General features: G+C 49.1%; 28 protein-coding genes. 12 read left to right on the forward strand and 16 right to left on the reverse strand.

The window, feature by feature from the left end:
• Positions 1–16 precede the first annotated feature (16 nt).
• Entirely contained in the window at positions 17–1,927 is a 1,911-nt protein-coding gene (gene yoaA, locus OGV89_RS06155; RefSeq protein ID WP_003020980.1) for a DNA repair helicase YoaA, read from the reverse strand.
• Between the two features lie 140 nt (positions 1,928–2,067).
• On the opposite strand from yoaA, the gene OGV89_RS06160 reads away from it, so the two are divergent.
• The gene (locus tag OGV89_RS06160) at positions 2,068–2,412 is read left to right on the forward strand and encodes a RidA family protein (RefSeq protein WP_003020984.1); all 345 of its coding nucleotides are present in this window, start codon (positions 2,068–2,070) and stop codon (positions 2,410–2,412) included.
• Between the two features lie 6 nt (positions 2,413–2,418).
• Here OGV89_RS06160 and OGV89_RS06165 read toward each other — a convergent pair whose 3' ends face one another.
• Positions 2,419–2,598, reverse strand: a complete 180-nt coding sequence (locus OGV89_RS06165; RefSeq protein ID WP_003020986.1) for a YoaH family protein — start codon at positions 2,596–2,598, stop codon at positions 2,419–2,421.
• 83 nt (positions 2,599–2,681) lie between these two features.
• On the opposite strand from OGV89_RS06165, the gene pabB reads away from it, so the two are divergent.
• The 4 genes from pabB (at position 2,682) to pdeD (ending at position 7,905) form a co-directional block, all read left to right on the forward strand.
• A complete protein-coding gene (gene pabB / locus OGV89_RS06170; RefSeq protein ID WP_286558306.1) occupies positions 2,682–4,043 on the forward strand; it encodes an aminodeoxychorismate synthase component 1 in 1,362 nt (453 codons plus the stop codon).
• Positions 4,044–4,046: 3 nt separating this feature from the next.
• Positions 4,047–4,625 carry a CoA pyrophosphatase gene (locus OGV89_RS06175; RefSeq protein WP_003020991.1) on the forward strand — a complete coding sequence of 193 codons (579 nt, stop codon included), beginning with the start codon at positions 4,047–4,049 and terminating at the stop codon, positions 4,623–4,625.
• Positions 4,626–4,808: 183 nt separating this feature from the next.
• Positions 4,809–6,173: an L-serine ammonia-lyase gene (gene sdaA, locus OGV89_RS06180; protein WP_003020994.1), complete on the forward strand. Its 1,365-nt coding sequence runs from the start codon at positions 4,809–4,811 to the stop codon at positions 6,171–6,173.
• A gap of 130 nt (positions 6,174–6,303) precedes the next feature.
• On the forward strand, positions 6,304–7,905 hold the full coding sequence (gene pdeD / locus OGV89_RS06185; protein ID WP_060854770.1) for a cyclic di-3',5'-guanosine monophosphate phosphodiesterase PdeD: 1,602 nt from the start codon (positions 6,304–6,306) through the stop codon (positions 7,903–7,905).
• A gap of 6 nt (positions 7,906–7,911) precedes the next feature.
• Here pdeD and yoaE read toward each other — a convergent pair whose 3' ends face one another.
• Both yoaE and OGV89_RS22990 read right to left on the reverse strand, forming a co-directional pair.
• Positions 7,912–9,471 carry a CNNM family cation transport protein YoaE gene (yoaE, locus tag OGV89_RS06190; RefSeq protein WP_003020999.1) on the reverse strand — a complete coding sequence of 520 codons (1,560 nt, stop codon included), beginning with the start codon at positions 9,469–9,471 and terminating at the stop codon, positions 7,912–7,914.
• Positions 9,459–9,668 carry a protein YoaL gene (locus OGV89_RS22990; RefSeq protein WP_008785027.1) on the reverse strand — a complete coding sequence of 70 codons (210 nt, stop codon included), beginning with the start codon at positions 9,666–9,668 and terminating at the stop codon, positions 9,459–9,461. Before OGV89_RS22990 ends, yoaE begins: the two co-directional genes overlap by 13 nt.
• A gap of 262 nt (positions 9,669–9,930) precedes the next feature.
• On the opposite strand from OGV89_RS22990, the gene manX reads away from it, so the two are divergent.
• The 5 genes from manX (at position 9,931) to mntP (ending at position 14,134) form a co-directional block, all read left to right on the forward strand.
• Positions 9,931–10,893 (forward strand): PTS mannose transporter subunit IIAB, encoded by a 963-nt coding sequence (manX, locus tag OGV89_RS06195; RefSeq protein WP_003841624.1) that lies wholly within the window; start codon positions 9,931–9,933, stop codon positions 10,891–10,893.
• Between the two features lie 58 nt (positions 10,894–10,951).
• The gene (locus tag OGV89_RS06200) at positions 10,952–11,752 is read left to right on the forward strand and encodes a PTS mannose/fructose/sorbose transporter subunit IIC (protein WP_003021004.1); all 801 of its coding nucleotides are present in this window, start codon (positions 10,952–10,954) and stop codon (positions 11,750–11,752) included.
• Between the two features lie 12 nt (positions 11,753–11,764).
• Positions 11,765–12,616: a PTS mannose transporter subunit IID gene (locus OGV89_RS06205; protein WP_008322630.1), complete on the forward strand. Its 852-nt coding sequence runs from the start codon at positions 11,765–11,767 to the stop codon at positions 12,614–12,616.
• A 60-nt stretch (positions 12,617–12,676) separates the two neighbouring features.
• Positions 12,677–13,135 (forward strand): DUF986 family protein, encoded by a 459-nt coding sequence (locus tag OGV89_RS06210; RefSeq protein WP_194857666.1) that lies wholly within the window; start codon positions 12,677–12,679, stop codon positions 13,133–13,135.
• Between the two features lie 432 nt (positions 13,136–13,567).
• Positions 13,568–14,134 carry a manganese efflux pump MntP gene (gene mntP, locus OGV89_RS06215; protein WP_003021013.1) on the forward strand — a complete coding sequence of 189 codons (567 nt, stop codon included), beginning with the start codon at positions 13,568–13,570 and terminating at the stop codon, positions 14,132–14,134.
• Here the strand turns inward: mntP and rlmA are convergent.
• The 6 genes from rlmA to mgrB all read right to left on the reverse strand — a co-directional run bounded on the left by rlmA (position 14,131) and on the right by mgrB (position 18,474).
• Positions 14,131–14,940, reverse strand: coding sequence for a 23S rRNA (guanine(745)-N(1))-methyltransferase (gene rlmA, locus OGV89_RS06220; protein ID WP_200003074.1), 810 nt, complete (start codon positions 14,938–14,940; stop codon positions 14,131–14,133). The two genes, mntP and rlmA, sit on opposite strands and share 4 nt — an antisense overlap.
• A 63-nt stretch (positions 14,941–15,003) precedes the next feature.
• Positions 15,004–16,749 (reverse strand): peptidoglycan DD-transpeptidase FtsI2/PBP3(PARA), encoded by a 1,746-nt coding sequence (gene ftsI2 / locus OGV89_RS06225; protein ID WP_003841630.1) that lies wholly within the window; start codon positions 16,747–16,749, stop codon positions 15,004–15,006.
• A gap of 219 nt (positions 16,750–16,968) precedes the next feature.
• Positions 16,969–17,178, reverse strand: coding sequence for a transcription antiterminator/RNA stability regulator CspE (cspE, locus tag OGV89_RS06230; RefSeq protein WP_001062678.1), 210 nt, complete (start codon positions 17,176–17,178; stop codon positions 16,969–16,971).
• A 12-nt stretch (positions 17,179–17,190) separates the two neighbouring features.
• Positions 17,191–17,334, reverse strand: a complete 144-nt coding sequence (locus tag OGV89_RS06235; RefSeq protein ID WP_003034983.1) for a DUF2627 domain-containing protein — start codon at positions 17,332–17,334, stop codon at positions 17,191–17,193.
• 637 nt (positions 17,335–17,971) lie between these two features.
• Positions 17,972–18,256, reverse strand: coding sequence for a YebO family protein (locus tag OGV89_RS06240; protein WP_003841991.1), 285 nt, complete (start codon positions 18,254–18,256; stop codon positions 17,972–17,974).
• A gap of 74 nt (positions 18,257–18,330) precedes the next feature.
• Positions 18,331–18,474 carry a PhoP/PhoQ regulatory lipoprotein MgrB gene (gene mgrB, locus OGV89_RS06245; RefSeq protein ID WP_003034977.1) on the reverse strand — a complete coding sequence of 48 codons (144 nt, stop codon included), beginning with the start codon at positions 18,472–18,474 and terminating at the stop codon, positions 18,331–18,333.
• 164 nt (positions 18,475–18,638) lie between these two features.
• Between mgrB and OGV89_RS06250 the strand changes: the two genes are divergently transcribed.
• Entirely contained in the window at positions 18,639–18,878 is a 240-nt protein-coding gene (locus OGV89_RS06250) for a YobH family protein (protein ID WP_003841988.1), read from the forward strand.
• A 114-nt stretch (positions 18,879–18,992) separates the two neighbouring features.
• Here the strand turns inward: OGV89_RS06250 and kdgR are convergent, their stop codons facing one another.
• Complete coding sequence (gene kdgR, locus OGV89_RS06255) at positions 18,993–19,784, reverse strand: DNA-binding transcriptional regulator KdgR (RefSeq protein ID WP_003833778.1); 792 nt, start codon at positions 19,782–19,784, stop codon at positions 18,993–18,995.
• A gap of 174 nt (positions 19,785–19,958) precedes the next feature.
• Between kdgR and OGV89_RS06260 the strand changes: the two genes are divergently transcribed.
• The gene (locus OGV89_RS06260; RefSeq protein WP_286558309.1) at positions 19,959–21,326 is read left to right on the forward strand and encodes an MFS transporter; all 1,368 of its coding nucleotides are present in this window, start codon (positions 19,959–19,961) and stop codon (positions 21,324–21,326) included.
• Between the two features lie 64 nt (positions 21,327–21,390).
• Here the strand turns inward: OGV89_RS06260 and OGV89_RS06265 are convergent, their stop codons facing one another.
• The 5 genes from OGV89_RS06265 to OGV89_RS06285 form a co-directional block, all read right to left on the reverse strand.
• Complete coding sequence (locus OGV89_RS06265; protein WP_003844076.1) at positions 21,391–21,597, reverse strand: hypothetical protein; 207 nt, start codon at positions 21,595–21,597, stop codon at positions 21,391–21,393.
• A gap of 9 nt (positions 21,598–21,606) precedes the next feature.
• Positions 21,607–23,826 (reverse strand): IpaD/SipD/SspD family type III secretion system needle tip protein, encoded by a 2,220-nt coding sequence (locus tag OGV89_RS06270; RefSeq protein WP_233591894.1) that lies wholly within the window; start codon positions 23,824–23,826, stop codon positions 21,607–21,609.
• Between the two features lie 30 nt (positions 23,827–23,856).
• Complete coding sequence (locus OGV89_RS06275; RefSeq protein WP_003844080.1) at positions 23,857–24,537, reverse strand: LuxR C-terminal-related transcriptional regulator; 681 nt, start codon at positions 24,535–24,537, stop codon at positions 23,857–23,859.
• Between the two features lie 138 nt (positions 24,538–24,675).
• On the reverse strand, positions 24,676–25,326 hold the full coding sequence (locus OGV89_RS06280) for a lytic transglycosylase domain-containing protein (protein WP_003844081.1): 651 nt from the start codon (positions 25,324–25,326) through the stop codon (positions 24,676–24,678).
• Positions 25,316–26,452 carry an EscU/YscU/HrcU family type III secretion system export apparatus switch protein gene (locus OGV89_RS06285; protein WP_003844083.1) on the reverse strand — a complete coding sequence of 379 codons (1,137 nt, stop codon included), beginning with the start codon at positions 26,450–26,452 and terminating at the stop codon, positions 25,316–25,318. Before OGV89_RS06285 ends, OGV89_RS06280 begins: the two co-directional genes overlap by 11 nt.

Below are 26,452 nucleotides of genomic sequence, written 5' to 3' on the forward strand. Positions count from 1 at the left end.
CACACTCCGTAACAAATTACTCAGTCGTTGGTATGGCAAGAAAGCGAACCGCGCGAGCGATGTCACGCGTCCGCGGCGCAGGAGGAAGACTCGCCAGGAAGGTGGCGCCGTATGGCCGCATAACCAGACGATTGTCGCAAATCACCAGCACGCCGCGATCGTCAGCATCACGTATCAGACGCCCTACCCCCTGCTTCAGGGTGATTACCGCATCCGGCAACTGGACGTCTTCAAACGGATCGCCGCCGCGCAGTCGACAATCCTCCATTCGGGCTTTTAACAGCGGGTCGTCCGGCGAGGTAAACGGAAGTTTGTCGATTATCACCAGCGACAGCGTATCACCGCGCACGTCCACGCCTTCCCAGAAGCTGCTGGTGGCAACCAGTAGCGCATTACCTGCGCTGACAAACTGCTGTAACAGTTGCCCTTTACTGGTTTCGCCCTGCAGCAGAACGGGAAGCGTCATGGTGGCGCGGAATTGTTCCGCCAGATCGCGCATCATCGCGTGCGAGGTGCACAGCATAAAGCAGCGACCGTTATTCGCTTCAATAATAGGTCGCAGCATGGATGCTAACTGGCGCGCAGCCCCCGGCTGGTTGGTTTGCGGGAGATTACGCGGCACGCATAGCAGCGCCTGGCGCGTGTAATCAAATGGACTCGGCAATAACATCGACTCGGCATCTTCAATCCCCAACCTCGCGGTGAAATGATGAAGGTCATCGTTTACTGACAGCGTCGCGGAAGTAAAAATCCAGCAGCCCGGCTTTTGCTCCATCACTTCTTTGAATTTATCCGCCACAGTGAGCGGCGTCAGCGCGAGAGTGAAATGGCGAGAGGTGCATTCATACCAGTAGCTGAAGCCTGGCTGGTTGATCTCTTTCAGACGCTTCAGGCGCGCACGGTAAAGTGTGGCGCGTTCAAACGCGGCATCCAGCAATGCCGAACGCCCAAGAGACAGCTTCGCCACGTCATAACATAGCTCCAGCGTGTCATCGAGCAGCAAAAACGCGCGCTGTACGCGCTGGTCGGCCAGCAGTTCCCGCAGGTTTCCGCGATAGCCCGGCTCACCAAGTTGCAAGCGAAAGTCCTGAGCGCTTTGTGCAAGGCGATCGGCGCACTTTTGCAACTGCTGAGTGTCTTTCAGCTCGGTGCGATAGGCAATGGTGATGTCTTTCGCCAGGTCTAACAGCTGGCGACTGGAGAGCGATTGACCAAAGTACTGGCTGGCGATATCCGGTAGCTGATGCGCTTCATCGAAGATCATTACATCAGCTTCCGGGATCAATTCGCCAAACCCGCTTTCTTTTACCACCATATCAGCGAGAAACAGATGGTGGTTAACCACGACGACATCCGCATCCATCGCTTTTTTACGCGCTTTCACGACAAAACACTCTTTATATAGCGGGCAGTCGCTGCCCAGACAGTTGTCATTAGTGCTGGTGACCAACGGCCAGGCCTGAGAGTCCTCCGCCACGCTGACGCAGGTGCTGATGTCCCCATCAAGGGTTTGATTTGACCAGGAGCGCAGCAGGATGACGTCGCTTAACGTTTGTACCGGCAAGTCACCACCCGCCAGCGCCTGCTGTTCGAGACGTTCAAGGCACAGATAGTTTGAACGCCCTTTCAGCAGCGCCAGTTTACCGGTGAACTTTAGTGCCTTAGCGACGGTCGGGAGATCGCGGCTGTATAGCTGATCCTGCAACGCCTTCGAGCCCGTGGAGACAATGACCTTCTTTCCGGCACGCAGCGCTGGGGCAAGATAAGCATAGGTTTTACCCGTCCCGGTTCCGGCTTCTACCACCAACGGTTGTGATTTTTCGATGGCATGACTGACGGCGATGGCCATCTGCCGCTGTGGTTCTCGCGGTTTAAAACCCGGTATTGCTTTAGCCAACTGACCGTCTGCTGCAAAATCGTCCGTCACACTACCCCCTGTTCATTTGAACAGGGATTATGTCAGGCCAGCAGCTCTTTCGCCAGTTGAAGAGGTGACGTGGGCACAACATTATGGCAGTCTTGGCGCAACCCAAAGCCATTTGAAAACACGTAAATGAGGAATGATTTATGACGATTGTGCGCATTGATGCCGAAGCGCGTTGGTCCGACGTGGTTATCCACAACAACACGCTGTATTACACTGGCGTGCCGGAAAATCTGGATGCAGACGCTTTTGAGCAAACGGCAAATACGCTGGCGCAAATTGATGCGGTGCTGGAAAAACAAGGCAGCAACAAGTCACGTATTCTTGATGCCACCCTGTTTTTGGCAGACAAAAACGATTTTGCCGCCATGAACAAAGCCTGGGACGCGTGGGTTGTTGCGGGTCACGCGCCGGTACGTTGTACCGTTCAAGCCGGGTTGATGAACCCGAAATACAAAGTTGAGATTAAGATTATCGCTGCAGTTTAAGCGGAGTTATTCGTCTTCATCTTCAAAACGCGCCACGATCCGCTCGCCGGTATGACTGGCGCGTAACTCTTCAGCAACAAGAGCAATGGCTTGTCCGCTGCTCATCCCCTGCGACATCAGTTCCTGAATACGCTCTACCGCTTTTTGCTGCTGCTCATGACTGAGTGAAGGTAAACCTGCAAACATTGTTAACTCCTGCTAAATTGTCTGCGCTAATTATTTCATGCTACCGGGCAGTTAGCCAGTAGAGTAGCAACGAGTCAGGACTGATGAAGACGTTATCTCCCGCAGTAATCACATTACCCTGGCGTCAGGACGCCGCTGAACGCTATTTTTCGACATTAAGCCATCTGCCCTGGGCGATGCTGCTGCATTCGGGTCAAGCCGACCATCCGCATAACCGCTTTGATATTCTGGTGGCGGATCCCGTCACCACGCTTGTTACGCGAGCTACAGAGACCGTAGTGCAGGACGGGCACGCAACCTCGCGCTCGCTTGATGCTCCCATGACGGTATTACATTCCGCACTAATCGCACACAAGATTCACCCCGAATATCACCCCGACCTGCCGTTTCAGGGCGGTGCGTTAGGTCTGTTTGGCTACGATCTTGGCCGACGCTTCGAATCTCTGCCCACTATTGCAGAGCGCGATATTACGCTGCCGGATATGGCCGTTGGCATTTACGACTGGGCACTGATTGTCGATCACCAGTTGCAGACCGTATCGCTGCTCAGCCATACCGATGTCGAGGCTCGCCTGAAATGGCTCGACGCGCAACAACCGCCAACGCGTGAGCCGTTTACATTAACTTCGGCGTGGCAGTCTAATATGAGCCGTGCTCAGTACGGCGAAAAATTCCGCCAGGTGCAGGATTATCTGCACAGCGGAGACTGTTACCAGGTCAATCTTGCCCAGCGTTTTCAGGCGCATTACCAGGGCGATGAGTGGCAGGCATTTGTCACTCTCAATCACGCCAACCGCGCCCCGTTTAGTGCATTTATTCGTCTTGAGGAAGGTGCAATCCTCAGCCTTTCGCCGGAACGATTTATTCTGCTGGAAAACCAGCACATACAGACGCGTCCGATTAAAGGCACGCTACCGAGGCTTGGAGATACCGATGCCGATCGTGAGCAGGCCCGGCGACTGGCGAATTCGCCGAAGGATCGTGCGGAAAACCTGATGATCGTCGATTTGATGCGTAATGATATTGGCCGCGTTGCCGTACCGGGTTCGGTACAGGTTCCGGAGCTGTTTATCGTCGAACCGTTCCCTGCCGTTCATCATTTGGTCAGCACCATTACCGCACGTCTGCCAGAGTCATTATACGCCACCGATCTGTTACGCGCCGCCTTCCCCGGCGGATCTATTACCGGCGCGCCGAAAGTGCGGGCGATGGAAATTATCGACGAACTTGAGCCGCAAAGACGCAACGCCTGGTGCGGCAGCATTGGTTATCTGAGCTTTTGCGGCAATATGGATACCAGCATTACCATTCGCACGCTGACAGCCACAAACGGACAAATTTATTGCTCCGCAGGCGGTGGTATTGTTGCAGACAGTCAGGAAGACGCTGAATATCAGGAAACATTTGATAAAGTGAATCGCATTTTGCACCAACTGGAGAATTGACACGTGGAATACAGCAGCCTGACGCTTGATGATTTTTTATCGCGCTTTCAACTCCTGCGCCCGCAGGTCAACCATGCCGCGTTAAACCAGCGCCAGGCCGCCGTACTGATCCCCGTCGTGCGTCGCCCACAGCCGGGGTTGCTGTTAACCCAGCGTTCCGTTCACCTGCGCAAGCACGCCGGACAGGTCGCATTCCCCGGTGGGGCAGTGGATAGCAGTGATGCCTCGTTAATTGCCGCCGCCCTTCGCGAAGCGCAGGAGGAGGTGGCGATCCCACCTTCATGCGTAGAAGTGATTGGCGTTCTGCCGCCAGTCGACAGCGTGACCGGTTTCCAGGTCACCCCTGTGGTAGGCATTATCCCGCCTAATCTGCCGTATCGCGCCAGTGAAGATGAAGTTTCCGCAGTGTTCGAAATGCCGCTGGCCCAGGCCCTGCATTTAGGTCGTTACCACCCGTTGGATATTTACCGTCGTGGCGATTCACATCGCGTATGGCTTTCCTGGTATGAGCAATATTTCGTCTGGGGAATGACTGCCGGAATAATTCGTGAGCTGGCGCTGCAAATTGGCGTCAAGCCCTGACTATACTTATCTTTACGCACACAATAGACAACTTGAAACTCAGGTCACAACATTAGTAAAACCGCGGTTATCTATTAGTTTAATTCATGTGAATAGTTAAGCCGATCGCCGCGTTCCCTCTTACACTATGCGCAGTTATAACATCGTTACTGGAAAGCCCAGTCGCCCTGTAGGAGTATTATCGTGATTAGTCTATTCGACATGTTTAAGGTGGGGATTGGTCCCTCATCTTCCCATACCGTAGGGCCTATGAAGGCGGGTAAACAGTTCGTCGATGACCTGGTCGAAAAAGGATTACTGGACAGCGTTACTCGTGTCGCCGTCGACGTGTATGGTTCACTGTCGCTCACGGGTAAAGGTCACCACACCGATATCGCCATTATTATGGGTCTGGCGGGCAATGAGCCTGCTACCGTGGATATTGATAGCATCCCTGGATTTATCCGCGACGTAGAAACGCGTGGACGCCTGCTGCTTGCGCAGGGTCAGCACGAAGTGGATTTCCCGCAGAATGACGGGATGCGTTTTCACAACGGCAACCTGCCGCTGCATGAAAACGGAATGCAGATCCATGCGTACAATGGCGAAACCGTCATTTATAGCAAAACCTACTACTCAATCGGCGGTGGATTCATCGTTGATGAAGAACATTTTGGTCAGGATGCCTCGGGCGAGGTCAGCGTGCCTTATCCGTTCAAATCCGCCACTGAAATGCTGGAATATTGCAACAGCACCGGCCTGTCTCTCTCTGGCATGGCAATGCAGAACGAACTTGCGCTGCACAGTAAGAAAGAGATTGAAGAGTACTTTGGCCACGTCTGGCAAACCATGCAGGCATGTATCGATCGTGGCATGAACACCGAAGGTGTGCTGCCGGGTCCGCTGCGCGTTCCTCGCCGTGCTTCAGCCCTGCGTCGTATGCTGGTTTCCAGCGATAAGCTGTCCAACGATCCAATGAACGTGATCGACTGGGTGAACATGTTTGCGTTGGCCGTTAACGAAGAAAACGCCGCGGGCGGTCGCGTAGTGACAGCGCCAACCAACGGTGCCTGCGGTATCGTACCTGCGGTACTGGCCTATTACGATCATTTCATTGAGTCCGTTAGCCCGGATATCTATACCCGCTATTTCCTGGCGGCCGGTGCGATTGGCGCGTTGTACAAAATGAACGCCTCTATCTCTGGTGCAGAAGTAGGTTGTCAGGGTGAAGTGGGCGTAGCCTGCTCCATGGCTGCCGCGGGTCTGGCTGAACTGTTAGGCGCAAGCCCGGAGCAGGTGTGTGTTGCTGCTGAAATCGGCATGGAACATAACCTCGGTTTAACCTGCGATCCGGTTGCCGGTCAGGTACAGGTTCCGTGCATTGAGCGTAACGCAATTGCTTCAGTGAAGGCGATCAACGCTGCGCGTATGGCAATGCGCCGTACCAGCGCGCCGCGCGTCTCGCTGGATAAAGTCATTGAGACTATGTACGAAACGGGTAAAGACATGAACGCCAAATACCGCGAAACGTCACGCGGTGGCCTGGCGATCAAAGTTCAATGTGACTAATACTTAATTTTCGCCCATCTGCAACGGATGGGCGAATTTGCCCCCTCTCCCTCGTCTACTGTAATTTTCCCCACTACACTTGCTCTGTTGCTGTTGGCTTCTGTGACCAACGGCTTATCGGGCGGCCCGCATGCAAACAGCACAACGGATCATTAAAAATTATCGCCGGAATCGCTTAATCGTCTGCACAGTATGTGCACTACTGACGCTCATCCTCACATTAACTGTCCGATTTATTTCGGAGCGTAATTTAAATCACCGAAATATCGTCACCTTTGCCAACCATGCTGTAGAAGAACTGGATGACGTGCTTTTACCCTTGCAGACCGGACGGGACGTATTGCTGCCGTTGATTGGCCTCCCCTGCTCAGTGGCGCGTTTACCCTTAAGCAAACATGCCGCAAGGTTGCAAACGGTGCGTTCTATTAGTCTGATTCAAAGCGGGATCCTCTATTGCTCCAGCATTTTTGGTTATCGTAATGTTCCCATTAGTCAACTGCAGCCCGAATTACCCAGCAGGGAACCGCAACTGCTGCTGTCTACCGACCATTCGTTGATTAAAGGCAGTCCGATTCTGACTCAGTGGTATCCGTCTTCTGCCGATGGTGAAGATGGCGTACTGGAAATCGTCAATATTGACTTATTGTCGTCTATGTTGCTTGAACCCCAGCCGCCGCAGATCACCGATGCCAGCTTAACCGTTGGTAATCGGCATCTACTGTATGATCAAGGTGTTGTCGATACTCTGCCTAAGCTAAATGATGAAAAACGCTACCAGCTTTCATCTCAACATTTTCCGTTTACCATTAGCGTCACCGGCCCTGGTCCCAGTGAGTTGGCGGTAAAACACCTGCCAACACAGCTGCCGCTGGCGGTGATCCTAAGTTTATTAGTGGGTTATCTGGCATGGCTGGCTACCGCCAGCAGAATGAGTTTCTCATGGGAGATTAATCTGGCCCTTGCTGCTCGGGAATTCGAACTATTTTGCCAGCCGCTGCTTAATGCGCAAACCCAGCAATGCATGGGCGTGGAAATCCTTTTACGCTGGAATAACCCACGCCAGGGTTGGATCTCTCCGGAAGTGTTTATTCCCATCGCTGAGGAGCACAACCTGATTGTACCGCTTACCCGCCATGTCATCGCAGAAACCATTCAGCAACGACACGTTTTCCCGATGAGCAGCCAGTTTCATATTGGGATTAATGTCGCCGCCAGCCATTTTCGTAATGGCACGTTGCTAAAAGATCTTAATCAGTACTGGTTCAGCCAGCACCCAATCCAGCAATTGGTTATCGAACTGACCGAACGCGATGCGTTACTGGATGTAGATTATCGGGTCGTACGCGAATTAAATCGGCTTGGCGTAAAACTGGCGATTGATGATTTCGGTACCGGCAATAGCTCGCTCTCCTGGCTGGAAAAGCTCCGCCCGGATGTGCTGAAGATCGATAAATCATTTACTTCGGCAATAGGAACAGACGCCGTGAACTCAACCGTCACAGACATCATTATCGCTTTGGGGAAAAAATTGAATATAGAACTGGTGGCGGAAGGCGTTGAAACACAGGCGCAAGCTCAGCATTTGCGCCGACACGGCGTACATTTATTGCAAGGTTTTCTGTATGCCAAGCCAATGCCGCTGCGCGATTTTCCAAAATGGCTGGCGGGCAGCACGCCGCCGCCCACCCGGCATAACGGGAGACACAGTATGCCCGTCATGCCGTTTCGCTAAACCCGGTTACTCGTCTTCGTCGTGAGCGGGTTGTTCTTTAACAATGCGAACTAAATCCACACGATAGTCATTCGCTTCGACAATCGTAATGCTCAGCGGTGCGACCTCGATAACATCACCTACACGAGGAATATGGCCGTTAGCCGCAATGACTAAACCTGCCACCGTAGCGATGTCTTCGTCTTCATTCACTAACGTATCCACGTCCAGCGCCTGTTGCAACGCATGCAGATCGGTACCGCCTTTGACCAACCAACCGCCTGCATCAGCTATAATTTCAGGCGTTTCATCGGCATCAGGGAATTCACCGGCGATGGCTTCTAATACATCCAGCGGCGTGACCAGACCCTGTACTACGCCAAACTCGTTAGTGACGATAACGAAGCTACCGCGGGCACGACGCAGAACGCCTAACAGATTGATCGGGTCCAGCGTTTCCGGAACAACAATAGCCGGAGAAGCAGAGGCAATCGCCGCCACATCCACACCGTCTTCCAGCGCCACCAGCAGCTCTTTAGCACGCACGATACCGATGATTTCATCCAGTTCACCACGACATACCGGGAACAGGCTATGAGGTGACGAAAGCAACTGCTCGCGAATTTCCTCCACGCTCAGGTCTGCATCAACCCAACTGATCTCCCCACGAGGCGTCATAATGCCGCGTAATGAACGCGACGCCAAAGAGAGGACGCCGTTGATCATATAGCGTTCTTCTTCTACAAATGCGCCTTCCGGGACGGGAACCGGTACCGGATTGTCGGATTCCATCTGTGCGCTGGCCTGACGTTTACCGCCCATCAGACGGAGAATCGCATCGGCAGTACGCGCACGCAATGGCAGCGTCGACTGGTGGCGAATAAAGTTACGACGGGCAATCTGGTTAAACAGCTCAATGATGATTGAGAAACCAATCGCCGCATACAGATAGCCTTTCGGAATGTGGAAGCCAAACCCTTCGGCGACCAGGCTCAGACCAATCATCAACAGGAAGCTCAAACACAGCACCACCACCGTCGGGTGTTGGTTCACAAAACGTGTCAGCGGCTTAGAAGCCAACAGCATCACGGCCATGGCAATCACTACTGCCGCCATCATCACGGGCAGATGGTTGACCATACCGACCGCCGTAATCACGGCATCCAGCGAGAACACCGCATCGAGGATGACAATCTGCGTTACGACAACCCAAAAGCTCGCATACCCTTTCGTCTGCCCGGTATCATGTTCACGGTTTTCCAGCCGCTCATGCAGCTCTGTCGTAGCCTTGAACAAGAGGAAGATACCCCCCAGCAGCATAATCAGATCGCGCCCCGAGAACGCATAGTCCATTACCGTGAACAGCGGCTTTGTCAGCGTCACCATCCACGAAATCACGGACAACAGGCCCAGACGCATAATCAGTGCCAGTGACAAACCGATTAAACGCGCTTTATCTCGCTGTTTCGGCGGCAGCTTATCAGCCAGGATCGCAATGAAGACCAGGTTATCAATACCCAGAACAATTTCAAGAACGACAAGCGTGAGCAAACCCACCCAAATCTGCGGGTCCATTAATAATTCCATGACAAGCTCCTGCTTAAGGAATGACCAAACTGCGCGCTGAGGATCTCAGGCGTTAAAGCGATATGCAGAGAAAATTTGTGGCAAAAAGTGCCAATCTGACAGGCTTGATACGGCCTGAAGGTGAAATGACGTCGGTGACGATCCATATGGTGGGCTACTGCCCTATACTCCTGAGTAATTAAACAGATGCTAAACATAACAGAGAGAAGCGGTTTTTAGCAAAGATTTACCTTCCTTTGCAATAAGTTGTTTCGGAGATATTTTACCCTTCGAAATTTCTTTAAATCGGAAGTTAAATTACGGATCTTCATCACATAAAATATTTTTTTCGATATCTAAAATAATTCACGAAAATCATAGGTTTTTCTTTGTAACCCTTATCTGAATCGATTCGATTGCGGACGACGATTCAAATACATCTTCACGTTGATGTGTTAACGATAATAAAGGAGGTAGCAAGTGACCATTGCTATTGTAATAGGCACACATGGTTGGGCTGCAGAGCAGTTACTTAAGACGGCAGAAATGCTGTTAGGCGAGCAGGAAAACGTCGGCTGGATCGATTTCGTTCCAGGCGAAAATGCCGAAACGCTGATCGAAAAGTACAACGCTCAGTTGGCAAAACTCGATACCAGTAAAGGCGTGCTGTTTCTCGTTGACACATGGGGAGGCAGCCCGTTTAACGCTGCAAGCCGCATTGTCGTCGATAAAGAGCATTACGAAGTTATCGCCGGTGTGAACATTCCCATGCTGGTTGAAACCTTCATGGCGCGTGATGACAACCCGAGCTTTGATGAATTAGTGGCACTGGCCGTTGAAACCGGTAGCGAAGGCGTGAAAGCGCTGAAAGCCAAACCGGTTGAGAAAGCCGCTCCTGCCCCAGTAGCAGCACCCAAAGCAGCAGCTCCCGCCAAACCGATGGGGCCGAACGATTATATGCAGATCGGCCTGGCGCGTATTGATGACCGTTTAATCCATGGTCAGGTGGCAACTCGCTGGACCAAAGAAACCAACGTAACACGCATTATCGTCGTCAGTGATGAAGTTGCCGCCGATACCGTGCGTAAAACGCTGCTGACTCAGGTAGCACCTCCGGGTGTGACGGCGCATGTGGTTGATGTCGCGAAAATGATCCGCGTCTACAACAACCCTAAATATGCAGGTGAGCGTGTGATGCTGTTGTTCACCAACCCAACCGACGTAGAACGTATCGTTGAAGGTGGTGTGAAAATTACCTCCGTAAACATTGGCGGTATGGCTTTCCGTCAGGGTAAAACGCAGGTAAACAACGCAATTTCTGTCGATGACAAAGACATCGAAGCCTTCAAGAAACTCAACGAACGCGGTATTGAGCTTGAGGCACGTAAGGTTTCTACCGATCAGAAACTGAAAATGATGGATTTGATTGCCAAGGTGAAATAATTTCCTGGCATTTACTTAGTTTTCACACTTAAGTCTGTATAGCAATAGGAGAAGTACAATGGAGATTACCACTCTTCAGATTGTGCTGGTGTTCATCGTCGCATGTATCGCGGGTATGGAGTCGGTACTCGATGAATTTCAGTTCCACCGTCCGTTGGTGGCCTGTACGCTGATTGGTGCCGTTCTCGGGGACATGAAAACCGGTATTATCATCGGTGGTACCCTGGAAATGATCGCCCTGGGCTGGATGAACATCGGTGCTGCGGTTGCACCAGATGCGGCACTGGCCTCAATTATCTCTACCGTTCTGGTTATCGCAGGTCACCAAAGCATTGGTGCCGGTATCGCGCTGGCTATCCCACTGGCAGCTGCAGGCCAGGTACTGACCATTATCGTTCGTACTATCACCGTAGCATTCCAGCACGCAGCGGATAAGGCGGCCGAAAACGGTAACCTGACGGCGCTCTCCTGGCTGCATGTATCCTCTCTGTTCCTGCAGGCTATGCGTATCGCTATCCCAGCGGTAATCGTAGCGATTTCTGTTGGTACCAGTGAAGTTCAGAGCATGCTTAACGCCATTCCGGAAGTCGTGACCGGCGGTCTGAACATCGCAGGCGGTATGATCGTGGTGGTTGGTTATGCGATGGTCATCAACATGATGCGCGCAGGCTACCTGATGCCATTCTTCTACCTCGGCTTCGTCACCGCGGCATTTACTAACTTCAACCTGGTTGCTCTGGGTGTGATTGGCGCAGTAATGGCGATCCTCTACATTCAGCTGAGCCCGAAATATAACCGCGTAGCCGGTGCACCTGCTGCGGCGGCTGGCAATAACGATCTCGATAACGAACTGGACTAGCAGGTGAGCGAAATGGTTGATATGACTAAAACTACCACCGAGAAAAAACTCACTCCGAGTGACATTCGTGGCGTGTTCATTCGTTCTAACCTGTTTCAGGGTTCATGGAACTTCGAACGTATGCAGGCGCTGGGTTTCTGTTTCTCCATGGTGCCGGCTATCCGTCGCTTGTACCCGGAAAACAACGACGCACGTAAGCAAGCGATTAAGCGTCACCTGGAATTCTTTAACACCCATCCGTACGTAGCGGCTCCAGTACTGGGCGTTACGCTGGCGATGGAAGAACAGCGTGCAAACGGCGCAGAGATTGACGATGGTGCCATCAACGGTATCAAAGTTGGTCTGATGGGTCCGCTGGCAGGCGTCGGCGACCCGATTTTCTGGGGTACCGTTCGCCCAGTATTCGCCGCGCTCGGCGCAGGTATCGCGATGAGCGGCAGCCTGCTGGGGCCATTGCTGTTCTTCGTTCTGTTTAACCTGGTTCGTCTGGCAACCCGTTATTACGGTGTGGCATATGGCTACCGTAAAGGTGTCGATATCGTTAAAGATATGGGCGGCGGCTTCCTGCAGAAACTGACTGAGGGGGCGTCAATCCTCGGTCTGTTTGTCATGGGGGCATTGGTTAACAAGTGGACGCACGTAAACATTCCACTGGTGGTTTCTACTATCACCGGTCAGGATGGTCAGACTCGTGTTACCACTGTGCAGACTATCCTTGACCAGCTGATGCCGGGTCTGGTTCCTCTGCTGCTGACATTCGCCTGTATGTGGCTGTTGCGCAAGAAAGTGAACCCGCTGTGGATCATCGTTGGCTTCTTCGTCATCGGTATCGCGGGCTACGCTGTCGGACTGCTCGGCCTGTAAAACTGTTGTACATCACCGGGGGCTTGCCCCCGGTTTTTCTATTTAGAGGGTTGAGGATTCATGACTATCACGGACCTGGTGCTGGTTCTATTTATCTTTTCGCTGCTGGCGTATGCCATTTACGATCAGTTCATCATGCCCCGCCGTAATGGCCCTACTCTGCTTACTGTCGCCCTGCTTCCCCGCAGCAGAGTCGACAGTGTTATCTTCCTTGGCCTGGTAGCTATTCTTATCTACAACAACATCACCAGCCACGGCGCGCAATTTACCACATGGTTATTATGTGCACTGGTATTGATGGGTTTGTATCTGTTCTGGATCCGTACGCCAAAAATCATCTTCAAGCAGAAAGGCTTTTTCTTCGCCAACGTCTGGATTGAATATAACCGCATTAAAGAGATGAATTTATCTGAAGACGGTGTATTGGTGATGCAATTAGAACATCGAAGATTGTTGATTCGCGTACGAAATATAGACAATCTTGAGAGAATATATAAACTATTAATTTCAAATCAATAGCTTATAAATATAGCCTGAACTATGTTTTTATATATCAGTGTAAAAGTAAACATAGCCAAGGCTATATTTTATTGTCCTCAATGTTATTTATTTTAACGTTTTATTTATAAATAAATCTAAATGAAAATCGTTTTCAACTAGAAGTCAAATATTATTTCTGCGTTTCTTGTTTTATATTCTCAAAATATGTTAAGGTTGCGCCCGTCGTTGGGGAGTAGCCGATTTCCAGACTCCGGAAATGTACGTGTCAACATACTCGTTGAAAAACGTGGCGCGTACGGACTGAACTTACAGGTTCAGTCAGGCGAGACCATAGGCACATCAACTGCAATGCATATTTGAATGGCGCTGTATTTACAGTGATTCCAGCCTGTATGCATGGTTACTGGGGGCAGTGATGTGTTTTATGGATACCCCGGTCAGGACGCTGTTATGAATCTCACCGCTACCGTTCTTCTCGCTTTCGGCATGTCGATGGATGCTTTCGCCGCATCAATTGGCAAAGGCGCCACCCTGCATAAACCCAAATTTTCTGAAGCATTGCGCACCGGACTGATATTCGGCGCAGTTGAAACGCTTACGCCACTGATTGGCTGGGGCATGGGGATGCTGGCCAGCAAATTCGTGCTGGAGTGGAACCATTGGATCGCCTTCATTCTGCTGATCTTTTTAGGCGGGCGAATGATAATCGAAGGTTTTCGCGACAACGGCGATGAAGAGGAAGAACCGCAGCGCCGCCACGGTTTCTGGCTGCTGGTTACCACCGCCATTGCCACCAGTCTCGACGCAATGGCCGTCGGGGTGGGTCTGGCTTTCCTGCAGGTCAACATTATTGCCACAGCGCTGGCCATCGGCTGCGCCACATTGATTATGTCCACGCTCGGCATGATGATTGGTCGTTTCATTGGCCCAATGCTGGGCAAACGAGCTGAAATTTTGGGTGGGGTGGTGCTGATTGGTATCGGTGCCCAGATCCTCTGGGCACACTTCCACGGTTAATTCAGACGCTGCCAGACATGAATACTAAAGTCGGTCTGGCAGTCAAACGTCGTTTTCCCCGCTAACGTTTCCCACACTTCCGGCTTTGCCCGCCAGGCGAACGGCGTCATTTGCAGTAACGCAACGGCCTCGCTGCCCTGAAGCTGCATCTGATATCCCAGCGCAATGCTCTGTTGCAGAACAAAACCGTCCAGTTGCTCAGTATGGGGCGCATGCAAACGCACCTCATCATAAATCAGCCCTTTCAGTTCCATTAAATGGCGTGGTCCCGGCGTGGCGGTGATCACCCATCCACCCGGTTTAACCACGCGAGCCAGCTCTTGCGCTTTACAGGGCGCATAGATCCGGATGATAGCATCCATTGACTCGTCTGCGAACGGCAGACGATGGCTGGAGGCAACGCAAAAGATCACCTGCGGATAGCGTCTGGCTGCGGCTTTAATTGCCACTTTGGAGACGTCAAGACCAAAGGTTGTACAGCCCGCCAGCGCGTCGGCAAACGCATGGGTGTAATACCCTTCCCCACAGCCAATATCCAGGATCGCTGCATCTTCTGAATTCGACTTTTCTTTAAGCACATTCACAATCGCATCACGCAACGGTTGATAGTGCCCAGCATCAAGAAATGCCCGTCTGGCTTGCATCATGTCAGCGCTATCACCCGGATCGCGCGACCGCTTATGCTGAACCGGCAGTAAGTTGACATACCCTTCTTTCGCCACGTCAAACTGGTGCCGCCCGGGGCAGACAAAACTGTTATTCGCTTGAGTAAGAGGCTGGTGGCAAAGAGGACAGGAAAACGACATGACAACTCCGGCAGGTGACTTAAGGGCGCAAGTGTAACGCGAATTGCGCCCTGGGAAAATAACTTACAGCGACGGCGAGGATACGTTGCTGCCGTGCATCACCAGCAGATGATCAGAGTCGGCAGGCATACCATCCGGTTTAACGTTCTCCAGACGCAGGACATCACCCATTATCTGGCTGAAGACAGGCGCAGAGACAGCCCCACCATAATAAGCACCGTTTTGCGGATTATTGATGACGACCACCAGTGCAAATTTCGGGTCGCTCGCTGGCGCAACGCCTGCCGTGTAGGCCACGTATTTATCGACATACTTACCGTCATCACCAATTTTCTTTGCCGTTCCTGTTTTAACCGCCACGCGATAATCTCTGACCGCGGCTTTAGTTCCCCCACCACCGGGTAACGCGACGCTTTCCATCATATGTTCAACCTGGTGAACCAGCGCCTCCGGCATCACTCTGGTACCGATTACCGGCGGGTCAATACGGGTAATCGAAAGGGGTCGATAGATACCAAAACTACCAATGGTTGCATATACGTGCGCCAACTGCAGCGGCGTTACCATTAATCCATAGCCGAATGCAAAGGTCGCGCGATCCAAATCGCTCCAGTAGCGGCGTTGAGGCATTAAACCGCTACTTTCACCGGTTAATCCCAGTCCGGTTGGATCGCCAAAACCAAAGCTCTTATAGGTATCCAGCAACTTTTGAACAGGCATAGCCAGTGAAAGGTGCGACACGCCGGTATCGCTCGATTTCTGCAAAATTCCGGTCAACGACAGCTCCGGGTAAAATCCGACGTCGCGAATGCGATGTCCATCAAGGTAAAAAGGATGGGTATCAATCACGCTGTCCGGTTGTACTATCCCCTGCTGGAGCGCAGTCATGATCACCAGCGGTTTAACGGTTGAACCGGGTTCAAACGTATCGCTTATTGCACGGTTACGAAAATCATCCAGTACCGCGCCGTCACGGTTATTGGGGTTGAAGTCAGGAAAGCTCGCCATGGACAGTATTTCACCGGTAGCAATGTTGACCAGCACTGCGGCTCCTGATTCCGCTTTATTCCACGTAACGGCATTGTCCAACGCATCTTCAGTGACCGTCTGCAGGCGCTCATCGATGCTGAGCTGTAATTGGTGTGCAGGAACAGGCGTAACTTCGGTGATATTTTCGATTACATGGCCAAATTTGTCTTTACGTACCAGACGGGAGCCAGGTTTACCCATCAACTGGTTATTAAAGCTTTTTTCCAGCCCTTCAATGCCTTGTCCATCAATGTTGGTAAAACCTATGAGATTCGCCGCTACGTGGCCTGCAGGATAGAACCGGCGGGATTCCTCACGCAGGTTAATGCCCGGGAGATTAAGATCATCGACCCACTCAGCCTGCTGAGGGGAAATTTGTCGTGCCAGGTAAATAAAACGTCCGCCAGGATTACTGTTAACGCGTTCCGCCAGCGTACTCAGTGACAGATGCAGAGCCCTTGCCAGAGCCTGCCACCGTTCGTTATAACCCACGCCTCCCTTGCTGATGATGGTCTTAGGATCGGCCCATACGGCGTTAACCGGAACACTTACCGCCAGCGGGCGCCCTTCTCTGTCGGTAATCATCCCGCGCGGCGAGGCAATAGTTACCTCACGTAATGAACGCATGTCTTCCTGTTTCACCAGACTTGTCGGCGTAACAATTTGCAGCCATGCAACCCGACCCAGCAGCAATCCCAGACTCAATAATATTGCCACACAAAGCAGGGCAAAACGTACGGGAGTAAAATTGCGCGCGTCGCCGTCGTTTTTCTTTTTCACCTGAACTCCAGCAAGATAGTTTTTCAGGTGTCTGATTTAACGAGAAATGTCGTAAGAAAGCGGGGAAAACTATGCTACGAACATCACGCCTTTGCAACAAAGCGCTAATGGGAGGGCATTTAGAAATATTTAGACGTATTTTGAATTAAAAAGCCCCGCATAGGCGAGGCTTTATATCTGAGATGGTTGCGCATATGCGCTTCAAATCAGTGGTGTCGATCAGATAGCTGTTACGTTAACAGCAGCCGGACCTTTCTGGCCGTCCTGAATTTCGAACTCAACGTTCTGGCCTTCAGCCAGAGTTTTGAAGCCGTTACCCTGGATAGCGGAGAAGTGTACGAACACGTCTTTGCTGCCATCAGCCGGAGTAATGAAACCAAAACCTTTAGACTCGTTGAACCACTTAACTTGACCTTTAATCTTTGCCATTTGCAAAATTCCTTAGAGTATTTTCTTCGCCCGCAGGCATAACATAGATAAAACTGAGACATTACTGCTTGAGGCACTAATATAAGGTTCGGCAGAGAAGCGGTATTCAACGTCAACGTGTTTACTCAGGACTTCTTTACTGAAAATGCCACACATAAACAGAACTGTACCTCGTTTAACCCAAAACGTGTTATCACATACAACGTTAATAATGGCAAGCCATTTTTAAACGTGTCTCGATCGGTCGCACAAATCCTGTCGTTCATCAAACAGCAACTGCACAGTTATGCGCCACACTGAGTAGTGTTATATTCCCGCCGCTCGCCCCATCCCCCCGCCAGGCTTGCACCATAGCCGGGACATTTCTACCATAGCTCAATAGCTTCGGTTGTTCCAGATTAGCTGTTACAGGGTGTGCCGAATATCATTTTTTATGCTTAGTAATGCATAAAATGTCACAAGCGTAAAAATGAGATCTGCCTTCTGCTTTTGCACCAAAATAATGAAAGAATGATGACAATGCACAAAAAAAGTAAGAGAAACGTTTCGCTGTTAATAAGACGATCGCTATCACAAAAATGACATAATCATATTTTTATCGTATGGGAAATTATATTTATATCAGACCGGGGATAAGATATTAATTGGCTGGAGCATCTGAAAATACTGAGTTAACACGAGAATCAGAGTGCTAATTACACGACATGTGCAGAAGAAAATAATCTGGCATGTTGGCGACAGGATGAAACATCTGAGAACATAAGCAACAGATCCTCACCCTGTCATACCGTTTTTACCGCTCAGCTACCAGGCGGATGATGTCATCATCTTCGTCTTTCGCTGTGACCACAGCAGGCTCTGCCGCTTTTTCAGGTTCGTTAGCTTCGCAAAGGCGACGGAGCAATGCGTTCTGTCTTTTTTGCTGATCTAACAATGCTTCAAGCAGCTCAATCTGCTCATTAGTACGCGAACTTGCCCTATTGACGAAAAACCACAGTACAAGCCCGACAACCAGAATCACCACCGATACAGCCAAAGACGCCAAACTCAACGCGCCAGAATTCAAAACTTCGTTCATTTCACCACCTCAATGTAGACAGCGTAGTTTACCACTGCCGCACAAGAAGGTAATCAACTGTGGCAAAAATGCGCTTACCAGGGAATAAATTTATTAATGGCACAAATACCGCTGAAAAATTGTACATCCTGATCGCACATGATGTTGAACACTTGCGCCCACATCAGTATGCATACCAGCACGACAACTATCAGCACTACCCAGCGAATTTTTTTCACTCCAGCTCCACTCTTCGAATCAACATCTTATGCCTATAAATTATCATGCGTTACCTAAACCCAGCGTTAACTGTATCGGCATTCAATCTTTTTAGGAATGATTCACTTGTTTCATCCCATGTACAGGCTAATCTAATAATAACGAGAAAAGATAAGAGGTTGTAATGCGTCTGATAATCCGCGCTATTGTGTTGTTAGCTCTGGTTTGGATCGGTTTATTACTGAGCGGCTACGGAATTTTGATTGGAAGTAAGGAGAATGCAGCAGGCCTGGGCTTGCAATGCCAATATCTGACCGCCCGCGGAACCAGCACTGCGCAATACGTCCACACAGACAGCGGTATCATTGGCCTGTCGGATTGCCCCTTGTTAAGAAAAAGCACAGTTATTATTGATAACGGTTAATATAGCAGCAATACATCCGCTACGTTATTTGCACCAACTAACGTTATGACTGTTCATAAAAAACCCCAGATACAAAAATACCTGGGGTTTTTACCTTGACGCTATTTCATCAGATTAGAACGGATAGTCGTTATAACCCATTTGTTCTGAAATTTTACGCGCAGCCGTATGCAGCATCGCCACATACTCGTGCAAACGTTCTTCTGAGAAACGTAGCGTCGGGAATGAAATACTCAAGCCTGCAATCACTACACCGAAACGGTCAAACACCGGTACACCGATGCAGCGCAGACCTTCTTCCTGTTCTTCGTTATCTTCACCGTAGCCCTGCTCGCGTACTTTATCCAGCAATACCAGCAGCTCATCAGTATTGGTAATAGTACGGTCGGTGCTGCGCTTGTACTCAATACCATCCAGAATCTGCTTCACTTCATCGCGGTCACGCCATGCCAGCAGAACTTTACCGATAGCCGTGCTGTACAGCGGATTACGGCGACCTACGCGAGAATACATGCGCAGATTGTACATAGAGTCGATTTTATGGATGTAGACGATGCTGTCTTCATCCAGTGCACCAAGGTGCACTGTCTCTTTGGTCAGGCGCGAAAGTTCGCGCATCTGAATATCAGCGCTACGGATAAGATCGACGTTTTGTAACGCGCGAGCACCCAGCTCGAATAGTTTCAGGGTCAGTGAGTATTTCTCCGACTCCCCTTCTTGTGCCACATAACCCAGCGTTTTCATGGTCTGCAAAAAGCGATAAACGGTGCTTTTTGACATCATGACGCGTTGCGACAACTCGGTAATACCAATTTCGCGCTCTTCACCCAGCGCCTGCAGAATGCCAAAAACCTTCAGCACGGAAGATACAGAATCGGGTTGTTTATCCAGATCTGCGATTGCCATTTATCACCCCTTTCGAGTGTTTTATAAAAATCAGAACCGGTTTTTATTATAATTTCACGTATCAGCCCTCGCAATCGCTCTTTGCTTACTTAGTTACAAATCTGCGACCTAACGCCTGAATATCAATGCTAAAATTATTATTCTCATCATAAATTCCAACAGTATTGACTTCCTATGGAAAAAACTCAGACCGATGGTCTGCCATTGCCCCAGCGATATGGCGCAATTTTAACCATTGTTATTGGCATCTCTATGGCAGTACTCGACGGCGCAATAGCAAACGTTGCCCTCCCCACTATCGCCACCGATCTTCAGGCCTCACCCGCCAGCTCAATCTGGATTGTGAACGCCTACCAAATTGCGATCGTTGTTTCGCTGTTATCGTTCTCTTTTTTAGGTGATATGTTTGGCTACCGACGCATTTATAAGTGTGGTCTGGTCGTGTTTCTGTTGGCATCGCTGTTTTGTGCCTTGTCAGACTCGCTGCATATGCTGACGTTAGCGCGCGTGGCTCAGGGTTTTGGCGGCGCGGCGCTGATGAGCGTTAATACGGCATTGATCCGACTCATTTATCCTCAGCGCCAGCTTGGCCGCGGGATGGGTATTAACTCCTTTATCGTGGCTGTATCCTCGGCAGCGGGTCCGACTATTGCGGCGGCAATTCTTTCTATTGCCTCGTGGAAATGGCTATTTCTGATTAACGTTCCATTGGGGATCATCGCCCTGCTGCTGGCTATGCGTTTTTTGCCACCCAATTCATCACGTAGCAATAAACCGCGCTTTGATCTGCCCAGCGCAATAATGAACGCCTTAACATTCGGTTTTTTGATCACGGCACTCAGCGGATTTGCACAGGGACAGTCACTAAAACTGATTGGTGCTGAACTTGTGGGGCTTCTCGTGGTAGGTTTTTTCTTTATCCGCCGCCAGCTCGCATTGCCAGTACCGTTATTACCGGTTGATCTACTACGCATTCCGCTGTTTTCACTCTCTATTTGCACCTCAATCTGTTCATTCAGCGCACAAATGCTGGCGATGGTTTCCCTGCCCTTTTTTATGCAAACGGTTCTCGGACGCAGCGAAGTTGAAACGGGCCTGCTGCTGACGCCGTGGCCGCTGGCAACCATGGTGATGGCCCCACTGGCGGGATATTTGATTGAACGTGTTCATGCAGGTCTGCTTGGCGCGCTGGGCATGGCAGTAATGGCGTGTGGGCTGTTTTCGCTGGTGTTGCTGCCCGCATCACCTTCCGATTTTAATATCATCTGGCCAATGATTTTGTGTGGTGCGGGTTTTGGCTTGTTCCAGTCACCGAATAATCACACCATCATCACCTCCGCGCCGCGCGATCGTAGCGGGGGCGCGAGCGGTATGCTCGGAACGGCGCGCTTACTGGGTCAAAGTACCGGGGCAGCACTGGTTGCGCTGATGCTAAATCAGTTTGGTGAGAGTGGAACGCACATCTCGCTAATAACCGCTGGCATTCTGGCTTCGCTGGCAGCCATCGTGAGCGGCTTGCGTATTACGCAGGCGCGCGTATAAACGCCATACCCGGCAGTACTTCGCCGGGCTTGACGTCACTATTATTCGCGTAACGGTTCCGATGTCACCACTCCGGTTGGTACATAGGATTAGACGGATCGTCGGTATCTCCCATTATACAATCAGAAAAAAACTCCAGACTAAATCCTGCAGTGGCTAACTGCATCAATTTACGCTGCTCATCCGTTAAATTCGCTGTTGGGTCGAGTTCTTCTGCTGAAACAGCATCATCTGCAGAAACTGGCGTTGTGCTGATGGTCATATCGCTCATGATAAATACCTATTTCAGGAACTCTTTTTGGGTTTCCAGTAGAGCTTCTATCGTCGACGACAATACCTTGGTCAGGTTATTGAAGATGGTATTTGCCTGGCTTAATTTTTCAGACATAACTTGCGACTGGCTTTCTACTGTACTGGACATCGTGTTCATCGAGTTTTCCCACTCGTTAAACATACCGCTGCTGATAGTAGCAAATTCACCCGAGTTGTGTGCCTCAAAATCCCAGGTCGATGCGGGAGAAACATAAATATTCGCTTTATCTCCTCCCGTCCCATTCATGTCATATGCTTTGTCCATAACAATAACACTTTCTGTAACATGTACACTAGCATTACTATCACCAGCTTCAAAATTGGTTTCTGCCGGTTCTAACATTGTCGTTGGGATTAAGACGCAATAATATTCATGCTCTGCCCCATCCTTCTTTGATGATATCAACGTATACCCATCCGGTATATAAAAGTCCCTATTATTCACCTCATTAATAGGCACAATAAACATTTCGGCGTTAGTTGATACAACACTATATGTCTTCTCATTCAAATCATCCCCTGAATATCTTAAATCTTTATAATTCTTATTTAAATAAGGTGGCTCAACCTTCTCTGATGGATAGGCACTTCCTGCATTTTCTCGATAGGTATATGGTGGCGATGCCTGAACGCCATGGGCATCAAAATCCCAATCAGCAACATCACTAACATAGATATTTGCACCCTCCTGCCCTTTAACATTTGGGCCTTTATCCCTAATGTTATAGGATTCAGTCTCAAGAACAATATCTTCCGTGAGATGGCACTTACCTCCCCCATCGGCAATCACCATTGTTGATGGTACCAAAAAGCAATCATATTCGTGATAATCTTTAGTATCCGTTGATGTTATCAACGTATACCCATCCGGATACACAAATCCTTTCGTCTTAATTTTATCCTCTGGCACAACCATCATCTGGCGAGAAGAGGGAATGACAAAATAGGAGTTAGCGTCAATTTCCGAATTACCTTTGTCATCCTGAGCAGCTGAACCTTTGCCATAATCTCGTGTGAAAGGCTGGTTTCCGAAATAATTAGCATCATACCAGGGTACATCCGCATTTGTGGCCGTCTGACCTGCTGGCGTTGTTCCTGCATCTGAGTCATTCCCAATTAAGCTAAACGTTGCGTCTTTGGCATCCCGTACGGGCTGAAGATCTGGGTAAACATAGAGAGTATAAGTGCCATCAGCCTCAGCTACCATATACAGCCGACAATCCGATTCTGGAGGTTCATTAAGATTAGCAACCGAATCAGCCACCGTAATATTATCTATATCATCTCCAGGATTACCCGTATACATTTTCCCATCAGCCCCAGCCTCAATATGTGTTTCGATAGCCAGCTGATCGGATAACTCCAGTTGTGTAGCCCAATAATAGACTCCCTGGGCATCTAATCCGCGGATAGCTACAGGTCCGCGTTCAGGATAGAGGCCGGAAGTCGTTTCAGGGTTAATGGGTGTCAGGTTGATATTACCGTTAGCATCATATATCCCCCACCCATAAATGATGGCATCTAGTTCGTCCATCACACCACCGACATCAATTTTCATGTCATCATCATCAGTGGAGACAAATGTCACCATCTGTGATTTAAAGCTGTTAACATCATTGAGAAATTCAACGCTTTGATTAGCAAGATCCGTATATACATCCATATAATCTGTTTGCAGCCCAACAAGCTCAGTACTAACATCCGCATAGATTTCCCAGTCACTCTCGGGATATTTCACCCCATTGCCATGATCGTTATCATTTGACCAGATATAGGTGCTGAAATCGATATGATCATCAATCTTGCCATCACCGTCCTTATCCATGTTTTTGTCGAAAGTGATGTCCCAGAGTGAGCCACCAACAGCGGAATCCTCTAAAGGTTCTCCCACGCTTTTTTTACTTGAAACACCGGTGTTCATGAACCGAGAGAGAGACGATTTCAATACGCCCTGTGCAGGAGTCGTGTCGATAAGGATCCCTTTGTTGAGAAGCTGATGATACTGTTCAGAATAGACTGCCAGTTTTTCTGTCAACATATCAATCACCTGTTGGCGGCGCGTACCCGTTTCTGCAGTATCGGCAGTTGTAGCAGCTTGTAGCACCTTAGGCGATGAAGAAACTGCATTGGTGGTTGTACATAGTGTTGAAAATGAAATTTGTCCTGCTGTTGTGACACTTGTAGACATCGTATCTTTCCCTGAAAGGTGTGCAACGTTTTAGTTACCAGGCATCTCGGCAAGCGTATCCTGAGATTGCATATATTGAAGCAATTGTATGTTGCTGGTTATTGCAAGTTTCTGCATCGCGTTGTGCTTATGTACCGCAACCGTACAGACTGAACGCTTAAGAAGGTTTGCAATCTCTTTTACCCGCATGCCTCGTGCATACAGACGAATAATTTCGAGTTCTCGCGAGGTTAACTGGGACTGCTGTTGAGCATAATCAGTAGTTATATCCTTCTGTTGGATCCGCGGAGAAGAATAAAAGCGCTTTGTCGCCAAATAAGATAACGCTTTTGGCAGACAGCGTTCTAAATCATCTTTCTTGCTTATTAACGCGTGTACGCCTGACGCCCGGAGACGTCGGAGCGTGGGAGTAAATGTGTAGTTTTCACTTACAAGCGCAATCAGCTTGATTTCCGGTGCTACCTTTTGAATTCTCGAGATATAGTGAGTAGCATCATTATTATTTTCACAGTCAAAAGATACATCAACAATCAGAACTAATTTTTTATCATCGCGTTTACCTGATAACGCATGAATCAATTCATTTCGCGAATGAGTTACAAATGCAATATCCGCATACCCGGCAAGCAGGCTGCGTAATCCTGTAATGACAATCGGTTCATCACTGGCAACTGCAACGGAGAGTCGGGAATGTAGGAATTTATGGGACATATTCGGTTCCTTCTTATGCAAATGCTAATCAATCCTTAATTAGCTAAAAATAAATTATTTAAGATAATTTCATGCAGGACAAGGTAACTCAAATTATTTATTCTAACTTTAGAATTAAAAATACATTAAATCATTTAATCAATGAATGGCATTGTATTCATTGATTACATTTCTAATATATTTATGTGTCTCATTAAACGGGGGGATTTGATTGCTATACTTCGCAACGTTTCCCTCTCCGGCGTTATATGCGGCCAGAACCAGTTCAAGATTACTTCTATAGCGCTTCACCAATTCTGAAAGAAAATAAGTGCCAAGATGAATATTAATCTCAGGATCAGATAATCGATGCTTTTCAAGAGAATACCCCAATGCTGAAGACAGGCGGTTCGCAGTATCAGGCATCAACTGCATTAAACCCACAGCGCCTTTTGCTGAGATAATGTCCGGATTAAATCCGGACTCAACGGCCATAACCGCCTTAACGAGATACGGATCGACACCATACTGTCTGGCATAGTGGCCGATAACATTATCGTAACGACCCTTGGCCATCTGAGTCGAAAACTGACGCCGCGGTGAGGAACGCGACATGCGAATGGCGGAATTGGATTTCGTGGCCTGCCAGCGTTGCACGGCATCATCGTTAGCGATAGCGCAGCGACGCCCCTTGCTTGACGTCCGTTGCTGTTCGACATACATGATTCCCTGAGCATCTTCATAACACCACTGAGCTGCCATCGCAGCAGGCATGTACCAACACAGTAAAAGAAATATACTATGACGCATTTCCCCCCCCTTTCATGTTTGTTTCCGTATTTTCTTTATCGCAGTTAACATCGCCCTCCATCTTTTCTGACTCGTCATTCTGAGGAATATCATCCTTCCATGCTTGTTCCATCTGCTCGAGCCAGGTCAGTAAGCGCATAATTTCATCAATACTGCTGCTATCAATAAAAGTATAAATTTTTGCCGTCTTAAAAATTCGCCGTGCCAGAGAGATATTGCGAATAACAGGGATATTGTTTTTTTCCGCGAAAGCAATAACAGCAACAGCGCGAGAGTTTTTCTCGACGACTGAAATAAAAGGCAAGCCAATTACCGTAGGATTAAAATAAATGCCCAATGCGATATGTGTCGGATTAGCCAACACCATTTTTGAAGTTAATATATTTGCTTTAGTCTGTTCAGAAAGCAATTCACGATGCAACTGCTTACGCGCGCTTTTAATGTGCTGATCACCCTCATTATTCTTATACTCTTGCTTTATTTCCTGCTTGGTCATCATCAAGTCTTTAATATATAAATAAAAATCAACCAAAGCATCAAATGCCATAACAATTAAAAACGGCAACAAGGTATAACAAAAAAGCAATGGCATCAACCCACGCCACACATTAATAAAATGCTGGATGTCCCCAGTCGGTACAGTGAATAAACGACCATGATACTTTATAATAAAAATACTAAAACCAGTGAGTGCCATCCCAAGATACAAAATAGCTTTTATACTGTCTTTCAAACCTCTAACACTGAATATTTCTTTAAATCCTTTTATTGGATTAATGGCATTCAGATCCAATCGAATCGCCTCCGACGCCATTTTAAAACGCGTTTGTATCAATGTCACCAGTGCCGAAGTAAAGACAGAAATCAGGGCAATACCAGAGATAATTTTAAACGCTGTTGTAAATACCAGTCGCGCATATTCTCCCGTTGATAGCATGAAACCACTACTGACGAATAAATCGAAATAAAATGTTAACTCCCTCGCATCGATGCTCATCCATACAAAAGAGGAGACTGCAATTAACGTAAGTAGCCCTACAAAATCTCGGCTAAGAAACATCTGTCCTTTCTTAGCAGAATCTTCTTTCTTTTTATGCGTTGGTTGTTCAGTTTTTTCTTCACTCAT

It is taken from the genome of Citrobacter sp. Cf125, assembly GCF_030333935.1.
Lineage (GTDB): Bacteria > Pseudomonadota > Gammaproteobacteria > Enterobacterales > Enterobacteriaceae > Citrobacter > Citrobacter freundii.

Coding starts and splice junctions, on each gene's coding strand:
- OGV89_RS06160 (WP_003020984.1), top strand. CDS start 2,068: ATGACGATTGTGCGCATTGATGCCGAAGCGCGTTGGTCCGACGTGGTT.
- OGV89_RS06165 (WP_003020986.1), bottom strand. CDS start 2,598: ATGTTTGCAGGTTTACCTTCACTCAGTCATGAGCAGCAGCAAAAAGCG.
- pabB (WP_286558306.1), top strand. CDS start 2,682: ATGAAGACGTTATCTCCCGCAGTAATCACATTACCCTGGCGTCAGGAC.
- pdeD (WP_060854770.1), top strand. CDS start 6,304: ATGCAAACAGCACAACGGATCATTAAAAATTATCGCCGGAATCGCTTA.
- yoaE (WP_003020999.1), bottom strand. CDS start 9,471: ATGGAATTATTAATGGACCCGCAGATTTGGGTGGGTTTGCTCACGCTT.
- OGV89_RS22990 (WP_008785027.1), bottom strand. CDS start 9,668: ATGTTTAGCATCTGTTTAATTACTCAGGAGTATAGGGCAGTAGCCCAC.
- OGV89_RS06200 (WP_003021004.1), top strand. CDS start 10,952: ATGGAGATTACCACTCTTCAGATTGTGCTGGTGTTCATCGTCGCATGT.
- OGV89_RS06205 (WP_008322630.1), top strand. CDS start 11,765: ATGGTTGATATGACTAAAACTACCACCGAGAAAAAACTCACTCCGAGT.
- OGV89_RS06210 (WP_194857666.1), top strand. CDS start 12,677: ATGACTATCACGGACCTGGTGCTGGTTCTATTTATCTTTTCGCTGCTG.
- mntP (WP_003021013.1), top strand. CDS start 13,568: ATGAATCTCACCGCTACCGTTCTTCTCGCTTTCGGCATGTCGATGGAT.
- rlmA (WP_200003074.1), bottom strand. CDS start 14,940: ATGTCGTTTTCCTGTCCTCTTTGCCACCAGCCTCTTACTCAAGCGAAT.
- cspE (WP_001062678.1), bottom strand. CDS start 17,178: ATGGCAAAGATTAAAGGTCAAGTTAAGTGGTTCAACGAGTCTAAAGGT.
- OGV89_RS06235 (WP_003034983.1), bottom strand. CDS start 17,334: ATGTGTGGCATTTTCAGTAAAGAAGTCCTGAGTAAACACGTTGACGTT.
- OGV89_RS06240 (WP_003841991.1), bottom strand. CDS start 18,256: ATGAACGAAGTTTTGAATTCTGGCGCGTTGAGTTTGGCGTCTTTGGCT.
- OGV89_RS06250 (WP_003841988.1), top strand. CDS start 18,639: ATGCGTCTGATAATCCGCGCTATTGTGTTGTTAGCTCTGGTTTGGATC.
- kdgR (WP_003833778.1), bottom strand. CDS start 19,784: ATGGCAATCGCAGATCTGGATAAACAACCCGATTCTGTATCTTCCGTG.
- OGV89_RS06260 (WP_286558309.1), top strand. CDS start 19,959: ATGGAAAAAACTCAGACCGATGGTCTGCCATTGCCCCAGCGATATGGC.
- OGV89_RS06265 (WP_003844076.1), bottom strand. CDS start 21,597: ATGAGCGATATGACCATCAGCACAACGCCAGTTTCTGCAGATGATGCT.
- OGV89_RS06270 (WP_233591894.1), bottom strand. CDS start 23,826: ATGTCTACAAGTGTCACAACAGCAGGACAAATTTCATTTTCAACACTA.
- OGV89_RS06275 (WP_003844080.1), bottom strand. CDS start 24,537: ATGTCCCATAAATTCCTACATTCCCGACTCTCCGTTGCAGTTGCCAGT.
- OGV89_RS06280 (WP_003844081.1), bottom strand. CDS start 25,326: ATGCGTCATAGTATATTTCTTTTACTGTGTTGGTACATGCCTGCTGCG.
- OGV89_RS06285 (WP_003844083.1), bottom strand. CDS start 26,452: ATGAGTGAAGAAAAAACTGAACAACCAACGCATAAAAAGAAAGAAGAT.